Below are 15,257 nucleotides of genomic sequence, written 5' to 3' on the forward strand. Positions count from 1 at the left end.
GCGCGCGCGCGCGCGCGCGCGCGCGCGCGCGGTGATTGCAAGATAGCCGTGCTCAGCGAGGAAGCGGGCATAGCGCGCGTAGTAGGTTGCCTTCACCCCCGTGGCGCAGTTGATGATCGCGACGCGTCCGGGCAGCGGCGCGTCCCCGGTATAGAACAGCGTCGCGCCGAGCAGGTAGCCGTCGGTCGCTTCGATCTGGATGGGCGATTCAATGCGCATGGAGGTAATGGATGACGGAATCGGGTCGTAAATCACGAAATTGTTGTGGCGCCCTTATTGTAGGAAGCGTTTCGTGTTCGCATAAGCTATGCTGTCTTCATCAATTTGTTGAACTTAACTCACCAATATGAGCCTCGACGCCAATTCCCTCATCATCTTTTGCCACGTCGCCAAGGCCGGCAGCCTGAGCAAGGCCGCCAAGGCGCTGAGTCTGTCCCGTTCCGCGCTGAGCCACCGCATCAAGGCGATCGAAGGGAGACTGGGCTGCCAGTTGCTGATGCGCACCACGCGCCGGGTCGGCTTGACCGAAGCCGGCTACCGGCTGGCCGAACACGCAGACCGCATGGCCGACATCCTCAAGGACGCCAACATGCTGGCGCACGGCCTTAACGAAGACACTGCCGGACTGGTGCGGATTTCGGCGCCGCTGACTTTGGGTTCGGTATGGCTCAAGCCGCTGCTGATGTCCTACATGCAGGCCAATCCGCGCGTGCAGGTGGACTTGCGTTTCAGCGAGCAGGCGGTTGATATCACCAGCGATCCGGTGGACCTGGCGATTCGCGTGGCGTCGACGTTGCCTGACGACGTGGTGGCGAAGAAATTGTTCGGCATTTCGTGGCGGCTGTGCGCTAGTCCCGACCTTGCCGGTCGTTACGCCGCCGAGCTCGCGGCCGGCAACCTGGCGGCACTGCCGCTGGCGGGCTTCTCGCGCAGCCGGCAGTTCACGCAGCCGCTGATCTCGCGCGGCGGCGTCGCCATGCCGCTGGCGAAAGAGACGGTGCTGCTGTCGAACGATCTCGACGTGGTGCGCGAAGCGGCTCGCTGTGCGTGGCGGTGATGCCCGATTACTTCGTCACCGAAGACCTTGCGTCGGGACGGTTGGTGAATCTGCTGCCGGAGGCGCAGGTGGAAGTCGGCATCGGCGACCACGTGTATGCCTTGCATTTGCCGGGACGCCTGTTGCCGGCGCGCGTGCGCAGCCTGATCACGTTCCTGGCGCAGGAAGGCGTGAAGCCATAGTTCGTCCTGGATTGTTGAGATTTTATGGACATGGGATGAAGGAAATATTTTTGCACACGACCTCTTCCCAAGCGCGAAACAGTTGACGTAGAATCGTCAACGGACCTCCTGGGTCCAACGTCGCTCGGACGGTTCCGGGCGCTCACGTGAAAGTACAACATGACTCAATCCCGCAGTCCGCGCAGCTTTGCGCGCATCGATCGTCTTCCCCCCTACGTTTTCAATATCACCGCCGAGCTCAAGATGGCTGCGCGCCGCCGTGGCGAGGACATCATCGACATGTCGATGGGAAACCCCGACGGCGCCACGCCGCCGCACATCGTCGAGAAGCTGGTCGAGGTGGCGCAGCGCCCCGACACGCACGGCTATTCCGCCTCGAAAGGCATTCCGCGTCTGCGCCGCGCCATCGCGCACTGGTACAAGAGCCGCTACGACGTCGAGTTCAACCCGGACAGTGAAGCGATCGTCACGATCGGCTCCAAGGAAGGCCTGGCGCATCTGATGCTGGCGACTCTGGACAAGGGCGACACCGTGCTGGTGCCGAACCCGAGTTACCCGATTCATATCTACGGCGCGGTGATTGCCGGCGCCGACATCCGCTCGGTGCGCATGAGCCCGGACGTGGACTTCTTTTCCGAGCTGGAGCGCGCGATCCGCGAGAGCTATCCCAAGCCGAAGATGATGGTGCTGGGCTTCCCCTCGAATCCGACCGCGCAATGCGTGGAGTTGGAATTCTTCGAGCGCGTGATCAAGCTGGCGCGCGAGCACAACATCCTGGTGGTGCATGACCTGGCCTACGCCGACATTACCTTCGACGGCTGGAAGGCGCCCTCCATCATGCAGGTCGAAGGCGCACGCGAAGTCGCGGTGGAATTTTTCACGCTGTCCAAGAGCTACAACATGGCTGGCTGGCGCATCGGTTTCATGGTCGGCAACAAGGAACTGGTGGCGGCGCTGGCGCGCATCAAGAGTTACCATGACTACGGCAGTTTCACGCCGGTGCAGGTGGCGGCGATTGCTGCGCTGGAAGGCGACCAATCCTGCGTGGAAGAAATCCGCGCCAATTACGAAAGCCGTCGCAACGTGCTTGTCAAAGGCTTGCATGAAGCCGGTTGGATGGTTGATGTGCCGAAGGCGTCCATGTACATCTGGGCGCGCATTCCCGAGGCCTACCGCCATCTCGGCTCGCTGGAATTTGCGCGTCAGTTGCTGGAAAAGGCCAAGGTCTGCGTCTCGCCCGGCATCGGCTTCGGCGAATACGGCGATGAATACGTGCGCTTCGCGCTGATCGAAAATGAAGCGCGCATCCGCCAGGCGATCCGCGGCATCAAGGCCATGCTGCGCGGTGAAAAGGAAGCCCCGTCGAAAGACAAGGCCGTCCGCAAAGCTTAAACCTGTGTGAGCAGCGGTCCGAGCGCGCCGAGGGTGACGACGATCAGTCCGAGGATCAGGTTGATGCCGACGATGCGCCGGATCTGTCCGAGTGCGGCCCCGCCGGCAGCCCAGTCTTCAGCGGCCACGGCGCGCTTGAGGCGCTTGTAGGGTGCGAAGAAGAGATGCGCAAAGATCAGCATCATCAGGATGCCGAGCCCGGCCATGCCGGAGATGTATACCGGCGGCTTGCCCATCTGCGCCATCATGGGCAGGCCGCTGGCGAGGATCAGCGCGATCGCCAGCCACACCCACGTGAAGAACTTGCCGAACACGCCGTTCCACAACGCCAGTCGCGCGGGCGGTTGCAACACGGCGGCCGCAACCGGACGCAGGCACAGGTAGGCGAAGAACATGCCGCCGACCCAGACGGTGAAACCGAGAATATGCAAATATTTGGCGAAGAGCATCATGGCAAAAGTGATCCATATGTGGTGAACCCGGCAATGGACTGCAGGCAGTCCGGCGAAAGCGGATTGTCGCATGCCCGGCGCAAGTACAGGTCGACGCCATTCGCATTGCCCCAGATCAGAAAAATATCCCAGTGAAGACCGACCCATGATTACCTTGAGCGCCTTGCACATCTATCCCATCAAATCCTGCCGCGGCATCAGCTTGCCGCAAGCCGCCGTCGGCGAGTTTGGCCTGAATCTGGATCGGAGCTGGATGCTGGTCGACAGTGACGGACATTTCCTGTCGCAACGCGAACATGGACGCATGGCGACGATCTCGACAGCGTTGGAACACGATACGCCTGCGTTGCTGACCGTGCGTGCGCCGGGTATGGCCGACCTTCATTTGCCGTCGCGCATTGAGGACGGCGCCGGCAGATTGGCGGTGACGATCTGGGATGACGGCGTCGAAGCGCTTGACTGCGGCGCGCCGCTGCCCATCGCTGGTTTTCGGATTACCTGCAGGCCGAGGTGCGGCTGGTGCGTTTCGATCCGCAGGCCCGGCGCATCTGCAGTCCGCGCTGGACCGGCGACCTCATGGCGACGACGCAATTTTCCGACGGTTTTCCCATCCTGGTGGTGGGCGAAGCATCGCTGCAAGACCTGAACCGGCGCCTGCAAAAGAAGGGCGCGCCGGCGTTGCCGATGGATCGCTTCCGGCCCAACCTGGTGTTGTCCGGGCTGGAAGCCTACGAAGAGGATTATCTCGATACGCTGAGCTTCGGTCCGGCCGGCAGGGAAGTCGTGCTCAGGCTGGTCAAGCCGTGTGCGCGCTGCCCGGTGCCCGGCATCGATCAGCAGACCGGCCTGCGCGACGCCGACTGGCCTGATGAGCCGCTCGACACGATGGCCGTTTACCGCGCCAACGAGCGCGTCGGCGGCGGCCTGACGTTCGGTCAGAACGCGATCGTGGTGCAGGGCTGGGGCAATCTGCTCGCGGTCGGACAGGACGTCGCGGGAGAATTGGCTTTTTGAACCCGGCCTTCTGATCCTTGGATATTCCGCTGCAGCATTGGCAGCAATTTCCTCACGACCGCGTTCTTTTATTTGTCATACTCGGCAGCCGTTGTTTGAGGTACATTCCCTCGGGGAGGCATAAAACTTGCGATATCCGTTCAGGTTATCGATGTCTTTCATGCAAGCGACTTGTTGAGAATCTGGGGAAACGAACGAATGAAGCTGCTGGGTTTTTTGAAACTGCTGTGCTTCGGCGCGGCAGCGTTGTTGTCCGTGGCTGCAACGGCCGAAGACCGGACGGTATTGATAGGTTACGCGGCGCCGTTGACCGGCGCATCCGGTTCCATTGGCGCCAGTCTGGTGCAGGCGGCGGAAATCGCAGTGGAGGATGCCAACCGGCAAGGCCTCCACATCAACGGCGACAAGCTGGTGTTCAAGCTGCTGGTGCAGGACGACCGCTCCGATATGCGCACCGGTTTGCTGGTGGCGGACTACCTGGTCAAGAGCGGTGTCGTCGGCGTGATCGGTCACTGGAACTCGGGCGTCGGCATCCCGGCTTCGCGCATCTACAACAAGGCCGAGGTGGTGCAGATCGCGCAGGCGACCACTTCGCATGCCTACACCCAGCAATCCTTCCCGACCGCTTTTCGTATCGTTCCGCATGACGACGAGAACGCCTATTACACCGCCGAATACGTGGTGCGCCAACTGAAGGCGCAGCGCATCGCCATCATCGACGACCAGACCCCGTTCGGCAACGGCTACGCCAGGCAGTTCGCGCAGTCGGTCGAATCATTCAAGGGCAATATAGTCAGTCAATACGGCATCAGCAGTCGCACCTCGGATTTCAACGCGGTGCTCAAGAACATCCGGCAACAGAATCCCGATGCCGTCTTTTTCGGTGGTCTCGATGCACAGGCCGGGCAACTGGCGCGCGAGTTGCGCCGCTTCGGCATCGAGGCGCCGCTGATCGGCGTCGGCGGCACGGTGGGGCCGCAGTTCCTGAAGGCCGCAGGTGAGGCCGGCAACGGCACCATCGCGCTGGAGCCGGGTCCCGCGTCCTACAAGGGAGCGCAATGGCAACAGTTCGACAAGGCCTACAAGAGCCGTCACGGCGACGACATGGGCTTGTATGCGCCGTTTTCCTATGATGCAGTGCAGGTGTTGGTGGCGGCAATACGGCAAGCCAACTCGCTCGAACGGCACCGGATAGTGGCAGCGATGCATCAGGTCAGGCACAATGGCCTGACCGGGCCGGTGGCGTTCGACGAGGAGGGCAATCTTGCCAATCCTGTGTTCACCATTTACCAGGTCCGCAACCAGAAATGGACGCCGCTGAAAACAATCGGCGGCAAGAAGTAAACTACCCGCGGAACAATCAACGCATTCAAACCAATCAACTGCCCAGGACTACATGCCCGTCATCCGCATCATTACCGCCGTCAGCTTCAACAAGCAAGGCCACGTGCAATACGTGCGCTGGGGGCTGGCGGACACCGACACCAATCGCTGGACCAGCACACCGAGCGAAAGCCATATCATCCACGTCCTGGAAGCGCTCAAATACGGCGAAGAAGTGTGGACGATTTTCCCCGAAGGCGAACAGGTCGTGGCGGGGCCGCGCGTTCATGCAGTGAAACTCAAGCCGGGATTGAAGACGATTGCCATCCTGCCTGCGGAAGGCGAGGAGACGGGATCGCGGCATACACTGGAGCGCTTGCCGGTGTTCTGATGTGATGCAGTAGGGATTGGTGCGGAAGGGGGAGCGGTGAAACCTGGCGGTGAATAATCAATGAAGACTTCATCCCCGGCAAGTCCGTGTCCTGCGTCCGGGGATGATGTACAGATGACGGCGCTTGCTTATTTCTTCGGACGGCCGACCTTCAATGGCGTCAAGCCTGCCAGCAGCGTCTTCAGCTTGCCGGTTTCCAGGTTCTTGATCAGCGACACGCCGATGCGCAGCAGATCGCTTTTCTTGATTTCAAATCCAGCCTTGAGGCAGGCTTTCTTGACCTGGCCCAGGACTTCGTATTCGGTTTCCGGCATGGTGAAACTGTCACGCACTTGCTTGACTTTCTTGAGCTTCAATTCGGCCTTCTTTTCGATCTTGGCGACGGCTTTGGCAATCGGCTTCGTGACCGGTTTCACGGTGGTCTTGGCGATCGGCGCCAGCGGCTTCTTCAGTGCCGGTACAACGGCCTTGACGACCGGCTTCTTGGCGGGGACGGTCTTGGCGGCGACTGCCGGCTTGGCTGCGATCTTCTTTACTGCGGGCTTCTTTGCAGCATGAGTCTTCACTGCTGCTTTGACTGCCGGCTTGATTGCTGACTTTGCTGCAGGCTTTGTTGCTGTTGCACGAACAGCTGTTTTTGCCTGAGGTTTTTGTGTTGCCATGGTCGCTCCCTTGAAAAATAATATAAACAATATATATTTTTTTGCCGCATTCGGCAATCGCAAACGCAATACCTGCCTGATTTCAGCATCTTTTACCGATTTTTCTTTCAAATGAAAGCAATGTAATCGTTGCCATCGTCATTTGAATGTGCGTTGCATCACGATGCCCCTGCCGCCGATATCCAGTCGTGTACCTGCCGTGCTACCCATTCCGGCTCATCCAGTGTCAGGTCATGTCCCGCGTTCTCATGCGCGCGCAGCGGCGCCTGCCATTGCTGTGCAAGCGTTATGGAACAATGCGGGTTGACCAGCCGGTCGCCCATCCCGCACAACACCAGCAAGTCTGCACCCGGTGGTTGCCGCGGCGCTTCATAACGCATCGCCGCCGACAATTGACGCAAGGCGTTGGCGCGCGTCACCGGCCGTTCACGCAGATAGCGCATCCATTCGCTAAGCAGTCGCGCCGGCGGATGGCGATTGCTGGTCAGCCGCAGGATGGTGCGTTCGCGCCAGGCGTCGTCGTCCTTGCCGATGGCCAGCCGCAGCAAGGTCGCATAATTGCGCGGCCGCAGGCGCTGATGGAACGGACTGAAAGGGCGAAGGCTGGTATTGATCAGCACCGCCTTGTCGACCTCGCTGGGATGCCGCGTCGCCCAGTCGCAGGCGACCATGGCGCCGAGCGATAGCGCCAGCAGGTTATAGGGCGGCGCGATGCCGCGCTCCTGTAACTGGCGGCGGCAGGCTTCGCTCATGTCGTGCACATAGTCCGGACTGCGCTGACGGTGCAGGCTGCCGTTGCCGGGCAGATCAAGCATGACAATCCCGGCGGCCGGAAAATGCGCCGCCAACACCTGCGGAAATTCGCCCCAATGCCGGGTCTCGCGCATGAGGCCGCGCAACAGGATCCACGGCCTCATGCCGGCGTCACCATGACCGGGGTGCTGCCGTCTTCGCTGGGCAGCCAATGCTGATGCGCGCAAGCGGCGCGCGTGAGGAAATCGAACCACACCAGATGACTGCGCAGTACGCGTTGGAGGCGATGTGGTTTGTTGGGATTGAACATGCCGGCGCGCGAGAACAACTGGCGCGGGTTCTTCTTCACCCAGCGCCACGAACCCATCTCCAGCGTCAGCGGCAGAAACACGTGATCGGTCTCCGCCGCAGTCTGCAGATACAGGTAATCCCACAAATCGCCATGCGTCAGGTATTGCATGCTCTGCGGTTCGAACAGGTAATTGTGGTCGGCGTAGGTCTGACTGAACAAGTCCTGAAGCGCCTGGATTTGCGGCATGTGGCGTATCGGTTGCGAACTGTGCGCGAACGGAAACCAGATGCGGTCCTGCAGGCCGAAACCCGAATGGCAATCGAGCGCGACACTGAATTTGCGGCTGCTCAGTTCGTGCCGCACGACATCGCACAGTGCCTGCGCTTCGGCCTGCATCGGTGCGTCGGCCGGGCCGCGATACCAGGGCAGGCGGGCGCTGAAGCGCTGGCCGCCGAGCATGAAGGGGACTTTTTCCAGCGAATCGACCGGCGCGTTGCGCATCAGGTCGATACCGTTGGCGTTGCAACGGGTGTTGTTCCACATGCCGGCCGGATTGACCAGCGGCATGAAGATCAACCGTACCGATTCGAGTTGATGATGCAGCACCTTGTCCCACTTGAGGCGGCCCAGCAGGCTGCGCAGGAAGGCTAGCAAAATGCGCGTGCCGATGCGTTCCAGCCCATGTACGCCGCCGAAAAATCCGACCGCCGGCGCTTGCGGATCGGTGCTGCCGATGCTGAGCACGTACACCGGAAAGTGACACCCACGGAATTCGACGTTGCAGGCGGAGCGCGCTTCCAGCAGCGGCGCGCCAGCCTGGATGATGCGTTCCAGTTCGATCAGTTCAGGTAGCTTCGAATCCATGCGGCTGCCGGCTCCTTGGGCGCAACGTCATTGTGGGGCAGTAGGGACTGCTGTCCTCCCCCATTCTTGCACACAATTGCGGCAGCAAAATGACAAGCGTGTTTCAAGCGTGTGAACTGCGGGCGTCGCCGCAAAAAAGGAGCCTGTCGTCGCCATCGTTGAGATGACGAGGACAGGCCAAGAGGGGAAGGTGAATGAAAAAACGACTGCGAATTACAGGAGACTACGGCGCTACGGGAAATCCCTGCCTGGGCCTGCTGGCGCCGGCTCAGGCAATCTTGGCCAGCTGGACCGGCGGCTGCGCGATACTCTTTTCTTCTTCGGCGGCGTGGACCTCATGCAGGTATTCGCTGAATTCCTTGCCGACTTCGGCGTGCTTGGCGCCCATCGCCACCGTGGCCTTGAGGTAGCCCAGCTTGGAGCCGCAGTCGTAGCGCTGGCCTTCGTAACGATAGGCGAGGATGGTTTCGTCGCGCATCAGGTCGGCGATGCCGTCGGTCAGCTGGATCTCGCCGCCGGCGCCTTTGCCGATGTTTTCCAGGCGTTCGAAGATACCCGGGGTCAGCACATAGCGGCCGACCACGGCGAGCGTGGAGGGCGCGACGTCCGGCGCAGGCTTCTCAACGATGCCGCTGATGACGTCGAGGCGATCGCTGTGCGCGCTGCCGGGACCGGTGCTGACGATGCCGTATTGCCTGGTGTCGCTGCGCGGTACGTCCTGCACGGCGAGCAGGCTTTTTTGCTCGGTCTCGAACACGTCCAGCATCTGCGCCAGCACATTCTTGCCGCCTTCCGGTGCGTCCATGAAATCGTCCGCCAGCACGACGGCGAACGGTTCATCGCCGACCAGCGGTTTGGCGCACAGCACGGCATGGCCCAGACCCAGCGGCGCCGACTGGCGGATGTAGACGCAATTGACATGCTTGGGAATGACGTTGCGCGCAAATTCCAGCAGCTTGGTTTTGCCGGCGGCTTCGAGTTCGGTTTCCAACTCATATGCCGTATCGAAATGGTCTTCGATTGCACGCTTGTTGCGGCCTGTGATGAAGATCATTTCGGTAATGCCAGCTGCAACGGCTTCTTCAACCGCGTACTGGATCAGCGGCTTGTCGACGATCGGCAGCATTTCCTTTGGCTGCGCTTTGGTGGCAGGCAAAAAGCGGCTGCCGAGGCCCGCAACGGGGAAGACGGCTTTAGTGATTTTTTTCATGATGTTCCTTGATGATTGAACGAAGGAGGAATATGGACAGGCCCAGGTGAGAAAAACCGGCGGCCAAGGCGGTTGTTGATGTACGTTCGGACCCTGCGAAGCTGATGCACGGTGTTCCCCCGTTAATTAGTCGACGCCAGCATAAAAAATTCGACCGGTGTTTGGCTATAGGAAACATTCCTTTTGATTTGTAGGAATTCGAGAATGCAGGACAAGCCGAGCGACCCCTGAACGTGTGTGCTTGCCGCTTGTCCTACAAGGGAATTGGCCGCTGTCCGATATTGCAGTTTCAGTTCGGCAAATAAGATTCTGTCAACCGCTTGCGCCTCCACGGTGACTTCATATGACTTCATGTGTTGCGTTGGGGTTGCAGTGGGGGTTTCAAGAAAAATAACTTTGAAAGGGAACATCATGTCTCATGGAATTATTGTCTGGCTGATCATCGGCGCAGTCGCAGGCTGGCTCGCCGGCGTACTCGTCAAGGGCGGCGGCTTCGGCTTGCTGGTGGATATTCTGGTAGGTATTGTCGGCGCCTTCATCGGCGGCTGGCTGGCCGGTTTGCTGGGCATCGGCGTGGGCGGCGGCATCGCTGCGTCGATCGTTACCGCTACTATCGGCGCGGTCGTCCTTCTGCTGATCCTGAGGCTCATCCGACGCGCTTAGCCGGGCTTGGCGCCGCCGTCGGCGCGACCTGTTGGCGTACGGAAAAATAGAGTACAAAGAAAGAGTACAAAGAAGACTGCGGACGTTGTCACTCATGTATCGTTCGCAGTCGATATCTCGTGTACAGTCAAAACGTGCAGAAGATTCCTTCATTGCGGGAGTGAAGATCATGCAGACTACAGAAACCAACGACAGAATCATTTCCATCCATTCATCAGGCGTCGCGTCAGGCAGCCCGGTGAAGCCCACGCGTACGTTTTCCAGTGTGTCGCAGCCTTACCAGCCCAGCCAGCCGCATGTACTGACTGAGGATGTCAAAGCGCAACTTGCCCAAGCCAATCAGCGCCGCCGCGAAAATCTTTATCCGCGGCTGGCGCAGGCCTTGGCGACCGTGGAGCAGAGCAGCATCACGCGCAGTTATTCGGAAGAGCGCGCGATGTCCCTGCAAGAACTTGCAGCGGCCAACAAGGCGCGCCGCAGCAAGCTGCGCGAAGCGGGTTATTCCCTGCCCATGATCAGCATGGCGTAACGCCTCTGACGGCCGGGACGATCCGGCTGTTTATCCGGATCGTCTCGTCGCAACATCTTTCGTCGCAACATTTTTCTTCGCAACATTTTTCTTCGCCACTTCAGCGAGTGTGCAAGTGCGCACGCGATCAGCTGCTGTCGGCGCTACAATGGCGGGTCAGAGGATTCACGCCGCATGGCGGTTCGGCCGCAGCAGTGCCTGCGGTTTTAACGCCGCGCGGTACGGCAATTCCTCCCTTGAGATTCATTCCCTATTCCGAGAAACGATACGACATGAGCAGCATCAGTCCACTGGCCGGTCAACGCGCCGCTACTTCTTCCCTGGTCGACGTGCCGGGGCTGGTGACCAGCTATTACAGTCTGCGTCCCGACGCGGGCATTGCGCCGCATCAGGTTGCGTTCGGCACCTCGGGGCATCGCGGCAGTTCGCTCAATTACAGTTTCAACGAATGGCATGTCCTGGCGATCACGCAAGCGATCTGTGACTATCGTGCCGAGAGCAGCATCAGCGCTCCGCTCTTCATCGGCATCGATACGCATGCGTTATCGGCGCCGGCCTTCGCCAGCGCGCTCGAAGTGCTTGCCGCCAATGGCGTGCAGACCATGGTGTCGCGCGGAACGCCATACACGCCCACACCGGCGATATCGCACGCCATCCTCATGCATAACCGCATGCATCCCCTGGCGCAGGCCGACGGCATCGTCATAACCCCTTCGCACAATCCTCCCGATAACGGCGGCTTCAAGTACAACACGCCCAACGGCGGTCCGGCCGACACCAATGTCACCAACTGGATCGAGAAGCGCGCCAACGTGTATCTTCAGAACGCAGTGCGCGACGTCAAGCGCATTCCTTACGATCGTGCCGTGCGCGCCGCCAGCACGCATCAGTACGATTACCTGGAAACGTACATCAACGATTTGCCCGGCATCATCGACCTCAACGCGATCCGCGACGCCGGCATCAGTATCGGCGTTGATCCGTTGGGCGGCGCCGGCGTGCATTACTGGGGCGCCATCGCTGATCGCTACGACCTCAAACTGACCGTCGTGAACAAGGAAGTGGATCCGACTTTCCGCTTCGTGCCGATGGACTGGGACGCGCAGATCCGCATGGATCCATCGTCGCAATACGCAATGCGCGAACTGATTTCGCTGAAGGACAAATTCGATATCGCCTTCGCCTGCGACACCGATCATGATCGCCACGGGATCGTCACCAAGAGCGTCGGCCTGATGCCGTCCAATCATTACCTGTCGGCCGCCGTGTCTTATCTGTTCCGGCATCGCCCGGAATGGCGCGCCGACACCGGCGTCGGCAAAACGCTGGTCAGCAGCCAGATGATTGATCGGGTCGCCGCGCAGTTGCATCGGCCATTGCAGGAAATGCCGATCGGCTTCAAATGGTTTGTCGACGGGCTGCAAGATGGCAGTCTCGGCTTCGGTTGCGAAGAGAGCGCAGGCGCCTCATTCCTGCGTTTCGACGGCACGCCGTGGAGCACCGACAAGGACGGCATCACCGCCGCTTTGCTGGCTGCCGAAATGACCGCGCGCACCGGCCGCGACCCGGGCGAAATCTATCAGGATCTGACCGACCAGCTGGGCTTGCCTTGCAACGGCCGCATCGAGGCGGCCGCCACGCCGGAGCAGAAAAAACTGTTGTCGAAACTGTCGGCAGAAAATGTACGTTCCACCCAACTGGCCGGCGAAGAAATCCGCCAGATCCTGACCACCGCGCCGGCCAACGACAAGGCCTTCGGCGGCGTCAAGATCGTCAGCGACAACGGCTGGTTCGCGGCACGTCCTTCCGGCACGGAGAGCATCTACAAGATCTACGCCGAAAGCTTCCGCGACGAGACGCATCTCGAGAGCATCTTTGCCGAAGCCCAGGAAATCGTCAGCGCCGCGCTCGCGGCCGGTTAACTCCGTTTTTTTGCGGCCTGTGGCGTTTGCGCTGCATGCCGCTTTTTATTTCCACTTTGCATTTCTGCTGATCCTCCTACAGGGGAATAAGTGGCTGTCCTGCTGGCAAGCGGCGCAGTGGTGCTTAAAATGAACTGTCCGACATCTCATGTTCAAGGAGTTCATCATGCCCAGAGGCGATAAATCTTCCTATACCGACAAGCAGAAACGTCAGGCAGCGCATATCGAAGCCGGCTATGAAAAGCGCGGCGTAGGCCACAAAGAGGCCGAACGTCGTGCATGGGCGACCGAAAACAAAGTCTCCGGCGGCGGCCGCAAGTCCGGCTCTGCGCGCAAGCATTAGGCACCGGTGACATGTTTGCCGAAAGCATGATCCTGCATGCCCTCATTGAAAGCCAGGCACATAGCACGCCTGGAACACCGGCAAATCAATCAGGCAAGGAGAGCAGTATGACCGCCACGACCGATGACAAGACGTCAATGCAGCAAAGCCAGCGGCAGGGGCAAAGCCAAAGTCAAAGTCAAAATCCGGAACAAGCTCAACCGCCGGCACGCTCCAATTTTGTAGACCCGCTCGGTCGTCCGATGTATCAAGGTACCCCGCGCTTCACCGATCAACAGGCCGGCGGCGACCTGACCGGCGATGAATCGGATGCGCGCGATGACAACTATGTCGAAACCGGTACCGGGCAAAATGCCCGAGACGTTTCAGCGCATGCCAGCGAGTTGCCTGCGGCGTCGGCGGAACTGCTGCGTTTTGTCGCAGTTGCGCCCGTGGTTGCCGGCGCGGTTTCTGATTCCGAGACGCCGCCCCAAGCCGTTGCCCAGGTCGAACCCGACGGCACCGAGGACCCGGGCTCCAATGCCGACGATGGACTGCTGCCGCGCAAGCAGGACGGCACCGCTTCGGAGCAGCACTGAGGCGTCAAATTTTCATGGTTCATGCACCTTCGCCGTAGCTGATTTTTTCTGCGGCTGATCCTGCGTCATGTATCGGCGCGCTTGCGGCAGCTGACCTTCCTGGAAGTCAGCTGCCGCTGTCACATGCTCATTCACATGCTCATTCACATGCCACGACCGGAGAGCGCACATCGACATCCCTACCGTCTACTTCCTGATCGCCGGCATCCTGCTGATGTTCATGGTATTCCTCGAGCCGGTGCTCGAGCGCCTGCCGTTCAACGCCGCCATGCTGTACCTGCCGATCGGCTGGCTGCTCGGTCCCTCCGGCGTCGGGCTGATCCGTATCGATCTTGAGTCGCACGCCGATGCGTTGACCGTGATCACGCGCGTGGCCTTGCTGCTGTCGCTATTTACCGTCGGCCTCAAACTGCGCGTGGCGTTCCGTGGCGAGGGCAGCCGCTTGTGGTGGCTGCCGTTGCGCCTGGGCGTGGTGTCCATGCTGATCACGGTGCCATTGCTGGCGATCTGCCTCGCTTTCCTGTTCGGGTTGCAGTTTGCGGTTGCCATGTTGCTGGCCGCGATTTTGGCGCCGACCGATCCGGTGCTGGCTTCCGACGTGCAGATCCAGAACGTCGATGACCCGGACCAACTCAGATTCGGTCTGAGCGGCGAGGGCGGTCTCAATGACGGCAGCGCTTATCCGTTCGTGCTGCTGGCATTGATGCTGCTGGGCGTTACCGATGACATCGCTCAGGTGGATCACTTCGGCTGGTTCGTCGCCTGGGGCGTGATTGCCGGCATCGGCTGCGGTGCGTTGGCAGGCTGGGCCTTGTCGCGCACGGTGCTATTTGCTCGCCAGCGTTTCGGCCTCGCGCTCGGCATGGAAGAATTCATGGCGATCGGCGTCATCATGCTGTCGTATGGCGTGGCCGAGCTGATCCATGGCATCGGCTTCCTGGCGGTGTTCGCCGCCGGTCTTGCGATGCGCCAGGTGGAGTCCGCCCGCAGCGGGGACAAGCCGGCCGGCGAATTGATCGCTGCCGCGCAAGACAGCGGCAAGAACGCCGCCGTACATCCGGAACAGGCGCCGGTTTACCTGACCGAAACCGTGCTCGGCTTTAATCAGCAGCTGGAGCATTTCGCCGAGTTTTTCATGGTGCTGCTGATCGGCATCCTTTTGTCCGAATATGGATTATCACGCGAGGGCGTCTTGATTGCGGCGCTGCTGTTTTTTATCGTGCGGCCGATTGCGGTGGCGCTTGGGCTGCTCGGCTCCGGCACCGAGATCTCGCATCGCTGGCTGATCGCCTGGTTTGGCATTCGCGGCGTCGGCTCGCTCTACTACCTGTGCTTCGTGCTGCAATTTTGGCATGACAAGCTCGCGGCACGCATCGCACAGGATGTGCTGACGGTGCTGGCCCTGTCCATCCTGTTGCACGGCATTTCATCGACGCCATTGATGCATCTGTACTGGCGCAAGCGCGTGGCGGCGAAAGGATGACGCATCGCCGACCTTCGCTGCTTGCGGCTGCGCCGGCGTAAGAGTTGCGGAAGCCCGAAAAAGTGTTTGTCCTATACGCAGCGCCCGCGCCAGCGGGTAGCCTGTTGCTGTGACGTTGGTGGCCGGTGGCGCCACCCGTGGGCTCTG

15 protein-coding genes and 3 pseudogenes are annotated in these 15,257 nt (G+C 60.4%); 11 read left to right on the forward strand and 7 right to left on the reverse strand.

Features of this window, described 5'->3' with window-relative positions; genetic code table 11:
• Positions 1-219, reverse strand: a pseudogene (locus HLUSI_RS28995) (alpha/beta hydrolase); the annotation flags it as partial.
• A gap of 127 nt (positions 220-346) precedes the next feature.
• Between HLUSI_RS28995 and HLUSI_RS29000 the strand changes: the two are divergent.
• Both HLUSI_RS29000 and alaC read left to right on the forward strand, forming a co-directional pair.
• Positions 347-1,239 (forward strand): annotated as a pseudogene (locus tag HLUSI_RS29000) (LysR family transcriptional regulator).
• A 159-nt stretch (positions 1,240-1,398) separates the two neighbouring features.
• Entirely contained in the window at positions 1,399-2,631 is a 1,233-nt protein-coding gene (alaC, locus tag HLUSI_RS29005; protein WP_016834922.1) for an alanine transaminase, read from the forward strand.
• Here alaC and HLUSI_RS0115960 read toward each other — a convergent pair.
• Positions 2,628-3,080 (reverse strand): CopD family protein, encoded by a 453-nt coding sequence (locus tag HLUSI_RS0115960; protein WP_040503558.1) that lies wholly within the window; start codon positions 3,078-3,080, stop codon positions 2,628-2,630. The genes alaC and HLUSI_RS0115960 overlap by 4 nt on opposite strands.
• A 148-nt stretch (positions 3,081-3,228) precedes the next feature.
• Between HLUSI_RS0115960 and HLUSI_RS29010 the strand changes: the two are divergent.
• The 3 genes and pseudogenes from HLUSI_RS29010 (at position 3,229) to HLUSI_RS0115975 (ending at position 5,811) form a co-directional block, all read left to right on the forward strand.
• Positions 3,229-4,097 (forward strand): annotated as a pseudogene (locus HLUSI_RS29010) (MOSC domain-containing protein).
• A gap of 198 nt (positions 4,098-4,295) precedes the next feature.
• The gene (locus tag HLUSI_RS0115970; protein ID WP_016834927.1) at positions 4,296-5,441 is read left to right on the forward strand and encodes a branched-chain amino acid ABC transporter substrate-binding protein; all 1,146 of its coding nucleotides are present in this window, start codon (positions 4,296-4,298) and stop codon (positions 5,439-5,441) included.
• 52 nt (positions 5,442-5,493) lie between these two features.
• Positions 5,494-5,811, forward strand: coding sequence for a hypothetical protein (locus HLUSI_RS0115975; protein ID WP_016834928.1), 318 nt, complete (start codon positions 5,494-5,496; stop codon positions 5,809-5,811).
• A 128-nt stretch (positions 5,812-5,939) separates the two neighbouring features.
• Here the strand turns inward: HLUSI_RS0115975 and HLUSI_RS0115980 are convergent, their stop codons facing one another.
• The 5 genes from HLUSI_RS0115980 to HLUSI_RS0116000 all read right to left on the reverse strand — a co-directional run bounded on the left by HLUSI_RS0115980 (position 5,940) and on the right by HLUSI_RS0116000 (position 10,002).
• Positions 5,940-6,377 (reverse strand): hypothetical protein, encoded by a 438-nt coding sequence (locus tag HLUSI_RS0115980; protein ID WP_016834929.1) that lies wholly within the window; start codon positions 6,375-6,377, stop codon positions 5,940-5,942.
• Positions 6,378-6,631: 254 nt separating this feature from the next.
• Positions 6,632-7,390 (reverse strand): alpha/beta fold hydrolase, encoded by a 759-nt coding sequence (locus HLUSI_RS0115985; RefSeq protein ID WP_016834930.1) that lies wholly within the window; start codon positions 7,388-7,390, stop codon positions 6,632-6,634.
• A complete protein-coding gene (locus HLUSI_RS0115990; protein WP_016834931.1) occupies positions 7,387-8,382 on the reverse strand; it encodes a M14 family zinc carboxypeptidase in 996 nt (331 codons plus the stop codon). Before HLUSI_RS0115990 ends, HLUSI_RS0115985 begins: the two co-directional genes overlap by 4 nt.
• 268 nt (positions 8,383-8,650) lie before the next feature.
• Entirely contained in the window at positions 8,651-9,592 is a 942-nt protein-coding gene (gene galU, locus HLUSI_RS0115995) for a UTP--glucose-1-phosphate uridylyltransferase GalU (RefSeq protein WP_016834932.1), read from the reverse strand.
• A 122-nt stretch (positions 9,593-9,714) separates the two neighbouring features.
• The gene (locus HLUSI_RS0116000; protein ID WP_040503555.1) at positions 9,715-10,002 is read right to left on the reverse strand and encodes a hypothetical protein; all 288 of its coding nucleotides are present in this window, start codon (positions 10,000-10,002) and stop codon (positions 9,715-9,717) included.
• 1 nt (position 10,003) lies between these two features.
• Here HLUSI_RS0116000 and HLUSI_RS0116005 point away from each other — a divergent pair, with 1 nt between their 5' ends.
• From HLUSI_RS0116005 to HLUSI_RS0116030, 6 genes are all read left to right on the forward strand, one after another.
• Positions 10,004-10,255 (forward strand): GlsB/YeaQ/YmgE family stress response membrane protein, encoded by a 252-nt coding sequence (locus HLUSI_RS0116005; RefSeq protein WP_016834934.1) that lies wholly within the window; start codon positions 10,004-10,006, stop codon positions 10,253-10,255.
• 169 nt (positions 10,256-10,424) lie between these two features.
• Positions 10,425-10,784, forward strand: coding sequence for a hypothetical protein (locus tag HLUSI_RS0116010; RefSeq protein WP_040503560.1), 360 nt, complete (start codon positions 10,425-10,427; stop codon positions 10,782-10,784).
• A gap of 272 nt (positions 10,785-11,056) precedes the next feature.
• Positions 11,057-12,706 (forward strand): phosphoglucomutase (alpha-D-glucose-1,6-bisphosphate-dependent), encoded by a 1,650-nt coding sequence (gene pgm, locus HLUSI_RS0116015; RefSeq protein ID WP_016834936.1) that lies wholly within the window; start codon positions 11,057-11,059, stop codon positions 12,704-12,706.
• A 148-nt stretch (positions 12,707-12,854) separates the two neighbouring features.
• On the forward strand, positions 12,855-13,049 hold the full coding sequence (locus HLUSI_RS33290) for a hypothetical protein (RefSeq protein WP_016834937.1): 195 nt from the start codon (positions 12,855-12,857) through the stop codon (positions 13,047-13,049).
• An 11-nt stretch (positions 13,050-13,060) separates the two neighbouring features.
• Complete coding sequence (locus tag HLUSI_RS0116025; protein ID WP_016834938.1) at positions 13,061-13,627, forward strand: hypothetical protein; 567 nt, start codon at positions 13,061-13,063, stop codon at positions 13,625-13,627.
• A 214-nt stretch (positions 13,628-13,841) separates the two neighbouring features.
• Positions 13,842-15,110: a cation:proton antiporter gene (locus tag HLUSI_RS0116030; protein WP_016834939.1), complete on the forward strand. Its 1,269-nt coding sequence runs from the start codon at positions 13,842-13,844 to the stop codon at positions 15,108-15,110.
• Positions 15,111-15,257 lie beyond the last annotated feature (147 nt).

It is taken from the genome of Herbaspirillum lusitanum P6-12 (assembly GCF_000256565.1).
GTDB lineage: Bacteria > Pseudomonadota > Gammaproteobacteria > Burkholderiales > Burkholderiaceae_D > Herbaspirillum > Herbaspirillum lusitanum.

Coding starts and splice junctions, on each gene's coding strand:
- alaC (WP_016834922.1), top strand. CDS start 1,399: ATGACTCAATCCCGCAGTCCGCGCAGCTTTGCGCGCATCGATCGTCTT.
- HLUSI_RS0115960 (WP_040503558.1), bottom strand. CDS start 3,080: ATGCTCTTCGCCAAATATTTGCATATTCTCGGTTTCACCGTCTGGGTC.
- HLUSI_RS0115970 (WP_016834927.1), top strand. CDS start 4,296: ATGAAGCTGCTGGGTTTTTTGAAACTGCTGTGCTTCGGCGCGGCAGCG.
- HLUSI_RS0115975 (WP_016834928.1), top strand. CDS start 5,494: ATGCCCGTCATCCGCATCATTACCGCCGTCAGCTTCAACAAGCAAGGC.
- HLUSI_RS0115985 (WP_016834930.1), bottom strand. CDS start 7,390: ATGAGGCCGTGGATCCTGTTGCGCGGCCTCATGCGCGAGACCCGGCAT.
- HLUSI_RS0115990 (WP_016834931.1), bottom strand. CDS start 8,382: ATGGATTCGAAGCTACCTGAACTGATCGAACTGGAACGCATCATCCAG.
- galU (WP_016834932.1), bottom strand. CDS start 9,592: ATGAAAAAAATCACTAAAGCCGTCTTCCCCGTTGCGGGCCTCGGCAGC.
- HLUSI_RS0116000 (WP_040503555.1), bottom strand. CDS start 10,002: ATGTTCCCTTTCAAAGTTATTTTTCTTGAAACCCCCACTGCAACCCCA.
- HLUSI_RS0116005 (WP_016834934.1), top strand. CDS start 10,004: ATGTCTCATGGAATTATTGTCTGGCTGATCATCGGCGCAGTCGCAGGC.
- HLUSI_RS0116010 (WP_040503560.1), top strand. CDS start 10,425: ATGCAGACTACAGAAACCAACGACAGAATCATTTCCATCCATTCATCA.
- pgm (WP_016834936.1), top strand. CDS start 11,057: ATGAGCAGCATCAGTCCACTGGCCGGTCAACGCGCCGCTACTTCTTCC.
- HLUSI_RS33290 (WP_016834937.1), top strand. CDS start 12,855: ATGTTCAAGGAGTTCATCATGCCCAGAGGCGATAAATCTTCCTATACC.
- HLUSI_RS0116025 (WP_016834938.1), top strand. CDS start 13,061: ATGTTTGCCGAAAGCATGATCCTGCATGCCCTCATTGAAAGCCAGGCA.
- HLUSI_RS0116030 (WP_016834939.1), top strand. CDS start 13,842: ATGTTCATGGTATTCCTCGAGCCGGTGCTCGAGCGCCTGCCGTTCAAC.